Origin of the sequence: Seohaeicola zhoushanensis (genome assembly GCF_014656415.1) — a bacterium.
Taxonomy (GTDB): Bacteria; Pseudomonadota; Alphaproteobacteria; order Rhodobacterales; family Rhodobacteraceae; genus Seohaeicola_A; species Seohaeicola_A zhoushanensis.
Map to the genome: position 1 here is coordinate 1 of NZ_BNCJ01000055.1, position 4164 is coordinate 4164.

A 4164-nucleotide genomic window follows, 5' to 3' on the forward strand; every position below is an offset into this window, starting at 1 on the left:
GACCCTACCGAGAAACCCGATGGCCACCGACAGCTACACCACGCACCGGGACGTCACCCCAGCGCATTTGCCATTTCCGCCTGGATCACCAAATCCCGGCGATCTGGATCTGGCCTCGTCCCAAGGCCTCGAGCGTCGCCCGGTCGGGATACCGCAGGCTACGGATGTCGCGTGCGTTGACCTGCGTCGATCCGGAGAATGTCCTGAAATACCTATCAACGTCGTCAGAGTTCAGAAACATCGCGAGACCACGCGCCAGGTCCGGTGAGACCCCCTCCCCGTTCACGTGGAAAACGTTGAGATGGTTTTCGAAGAAGGCCGGTCCTGCGTCGTGCACAAATGCCTGGACGCGGCGAGGTTGGTCCTTCGACGAGATCCGCTTCACGAGAACGTAGGTTCCGGCAGGAAGGCGAAGCTTGGCGAGTTCTGGAATGTCGGCGATGACATCGGGTTTCCCGATACCGTCCGTCGGCAAGTTCACAGCCTCGTTCCGCAGATTTTCCGCCCGGATCAAGGGGATGACGGCACTCTCGCCGGTTGCGAAAGCAGCCTGCGGCAAACGCGACGGCATGACCCGGCCAGTCGAAACCTGCACGCCCAGATCGTCGAGCGAACAAGGCAAGGCGCGCACCGCCGCCACCGTCCCATCATCCCGGAATGGCAAATGGATAAGCTGGGACAAGTCGGCCGGGTCGACGATATCGGAGAACGCCACATCCCGGACGTCGCCGCAATCCGAGCTCAGCCGGACCGATGCCTTCCCGCCAGACTTGACCGTTTTCATCGCGATCACCTCCTGCGTAATGTCGTCGCCGGCAAAGACCGAGTTGCGGGACTGATAGAGATGGAGCGCCTGGATGGCGGACACCGCATTGAGATGCTTGCGGAACCGCTCGAACGTGGTTCCATTGCAGTATGACCGCGGGGTGATCGCCACCAGCGTGCCATTTTCAACCAGCTGCGTGAGGGCAACCGCGACGAACGCCGAATACCAGTTGGTCGCATGCAGGCCGAGTGCGTCGAGAGCCGCACGGGCACCCGCGGATGCCGGCAGCTTGGCATAGGGCGGGTTCGCGATGACGCAGTTATAGCGCCGGTCCTGTCGATCGCGGTCCTGGGGTGCCGAGAGTACATAGTCCGCATGGACAATTTCGCTGGAGAACGCGACCCCTGCTGCCGAACAATGGGCGGCGCAACTGGCCAGCGTTCGCTCAAGAATTGGCAAAAGGGCCGGGTCCACCTCATAGGCTGTGACCTTGATCGATACTGGACGATCAGCCGATCTCAGGGCCGAGAGGACGAAGGCACCGGTCAGCGCGCCCATGCCCGCCCCCGGATCGAGAAGCGAAACCTGCTGCGGGAGGTCGTCGAACATGTCGGCCAGCCTGCCAGCCACCGCGGCCGGTGTCATGAACTGGCCAAGTCGCGACCGCTCCCTCCTCTCGGTCCCGGCGATGTGTTCACAACGCGCGCGCTCAAGTTCCTGAAGGAGCTGTTCGGGATCCGGGGCCGGAGTTCCCGTCTGATCCTTGCGGGGCGCACCGCACCCCACCGGACTCGGAAGTGCGAGCACCCGTTGAGCATCGTAGAGAGCGATCAGCTCGGATTTCGAAATGGACGGCACGGCGACAGTATTTGAGCGAACCTCGGTGGGGTCGATTGCACGGAACACCGTCTCTACGTCCTGAGCAGGGACGGCCGTGGCGCGGATATAGTAGTTCGAAGTGGGGGCCAGGCCGCGTCCGAACCGCCTTTCGGGCGTAATTGCGATCAGCTTGCCCGCGTGACCGCCGACGCGGCGGATGGCGAAATCCGCCTGTTCGATGGTCTTGACGAATTCGAAATCGGCGTGCGTGGTCAAGGGTTTCGGCATGACCCGCGGCTTGGCGGTCCGCCGCCAGATCTGGAAACACGCGTTCACGCGGACAGCCTTGCCATCACGATAGAACGGCTCGTTCGGCAGGGCCTGGTGATGCACGCACTCGAAATTCGGATCGAGTTGGCGTTGCACCGAAGCCTTCGCAAAGGCCGCGGGCAGGATCATCGCGATCCAGGTGCTGAAGGTGGCCGCCTGGTTGAAGAAATTGACGGCGGTGCCATGCGGGCAATTGAACGGCGGGTTGCCGACCACCGCGATCGTCTCGGAGCCCTGGGGCGGCGTCCAAGTCAGAAAATCTGCCTGAAGGATCCCAGGGGCGCCGGGCGCAATATCGAGGCCAACCTTCCGGCCCGGCAACTGATCGAAGAACGCACCGCCGCCGGCAGAAGGTTCGACATAGAGGTCGCATCCGGGTGCGATCTCGTTCAGCTTCTCGATACAGGCGCGTGCCAGATCGGTGGAGGTGTAGTAGTTGTCGTGGTTATCGAGGCGCTTCGCCATGGTATGATCTCCGGGTTCGAGCAGTGGAGCCCCGGAAATCGGTTCGTGTTTTTTGCGCCGGAAACGCTCGGGCGAAAAAAGTTGGGTCTCGGCAGAATTTTCTTCGGCAATGCTCTCTTGCGCGTCGCGAGGGGCGGCGCATCACCGGGCCGGGGCATTCTCTCCCCGACAGTGCGAGGACCGTCGTTGTTCCCTGACGGGTCCCGGCCCTCGCAGGTGCGCCGATGGATCAGCGTGCCGGAAGATCGTCCCGCAGCCGCAGGGGCACCGGCTTCAGGCTCACTTCGACTGCCGCTGCCGCGGCTTCGCGCCGACGTTCGGAGGCGATGTCGTGCTCGGCGTGGAGCCGCGCACGAAGACGCTGCATCCGTGCATGAGCGCTGCCGGTGAGGCGTCCCATCACCGGCGACAGAACGGGCAGCGCCACGTGGACCCGGGATTGTCCCAATGCCACGCTGAGCGGTCTTCGGGCTTGGAAACAGTATGCACGCGTCAAGCCCGCAGCGCGGAACTCCGCCGGGCTGGACACCACGATATCGTAGCAGTCCCTGGCATTTGCCTCGTGCGTCGCGCCAGGCGCCAGCACGATCCGCGGGGCGGCGCCGCCCCGCTCAACCTCGAGCACGAGGCAGGGCCGGGGCGCGGACGGGGTCGCGTCATCGCTCATCGGGAATGGAAACTGCAAAATGACTCCTACCGAGAGGGCAGTCTGCCACGTCGGGAGGGCACACATCTGATCAAAGTCGAACATTTCAGTCCTATCATCGCGTTGTCGACGCGTCTCACCCGGATCACCCACATTTTCCCGAGGGTCCGTTCCGGCTGCGCGTCACAAGATCCGCGCGGCCTGAACCGGCCATCGGTCCGACGGATGACCACTTGCCCCGGCGCCTGGACCCAGGCCTCTCCAGATTTCCAACCGATAGATGCGCGGTGCGGACATTCCGGTCTCTCCACCCGTCAGCGGGGAGGTTCGGTGACGCCGTGTGGGCCCCGGTCGGTTTTCGTTTGGCAGATGCGGCAAACGGCCAATATCCGGTGTCTGCCACACGCATCGCGAAGGATCCCGACGACCTTGTCGCCGTGTTGCATTCACTCTCACGCGCCGGAGGCGAAAGATGATGTCTGATCCGAAGCAGGTCTTCGTCTGGGTCTTGATCTCGGGCCAGATCGTCCCGACCTTGACCGGTCGTGTCGCCACATTTATGCCCACGCACGCTGCGTAGGCCACCCTGGCAGGCCGCACTCAAATATCAGAGCGCGCCGCCATGTATCGATATGTGCACGACGGACGTTCTGGCGGTGGGACCTTCCCTGAGAGCCCGCGGGTGACTAAACTGCCGAGATGACCAGCGCTTCCAAGAAATCGCGCCAGAGTGAACCAGATGTGGACGAGGGGTCGTCTGAGACCTACGACCCCGAATGCGCTCTCCTGGCCAGGAAACTTCTGGGGGAGACCCTGTCGGAAGCTGACGAACTCACTCTCGATAAATACCTGTTTCTGAAGCGATATCCGATTCAGTAGGCACATGCCCGGTCGCGGATGCGGCCTGCCTTTCCTGCCGGTCCGGAACTCGATCGGTGGAGCAGATTATTTTTTCCGGAGTATCGCACTCGAACCTATTTGGTCTTCACGCGCTCAGTCGTGCAACAACCAAACGAGGTTTTTCAAACATGGATTTTATCAAAGTCCCGCAGATGACATCCGAAGAACGCGAGCTCGGCCGTCGCGGACCTGCCGTCTATCGCACCACGAATATAGAGTTCATCGACGTGGAAGTTGA

The 4164-nt window shown here is 62.4% G+C and carries 3 protein-coding genes; 1 reads left to right on the plus strand and 2 read right to left on the minus strand.

Translation table 11 applies throughout. The features are described from left to right. Nucleotides 1–85: 85 nt before the first annotated feature. Nucleotides 86–2380, minus strand: coding sequence for an Eco57I restriction-modification methylase domain-containing protein (locus IE266_RS26560; RefSeq protein ID WP_189683155.1), 2295 nt, complete (start codon nt 2378–2380; stop codon nt 86–88). A 229-nt stretch (nt 2381–2609) separates the two neighbouring features. Continuing rightward, nucleotides 2610–3131, minus strand: a complete 522-nt coding sequence (locus IE266_RS26565; RefSeq protein WP_189683156.1) for a hypothetical protein — start codon at nt 3129–3131, stop codon at nt 2610–2612. An 830-nt stretch (nt 3132–3961) separates the two neighbouring features. On the opposite strand from IE266_RS26565, the gene IE266_RS27110 reads away from it, so the two are divergent. After that, a partial coding sequence (locus tag IE266_RS27110; protein ID WP_229864550.1) for a hypothetical protein occupies nt 3962–4164 on the plus strand: 203 nt, incomplete at its 3' end.

What these genes read in the sequence shown, in the direction of transcription:
- IE266_RS26560 (WP_189683155.1), bottom strand. Translation starts at nt 2,380, where the DNA reads ATGGCGAAGCGCCTCGATAACCACGACAACTACTACACCTCCACCGAT.
- IE266_RS26565 (WP_189683156.1), bottom strand. Translation starts at nt 3,131, where the DNA reads ATGTTCGACTTTGATCAGATGTGTGCCCTCCCGACGTGGCAGACTGCC.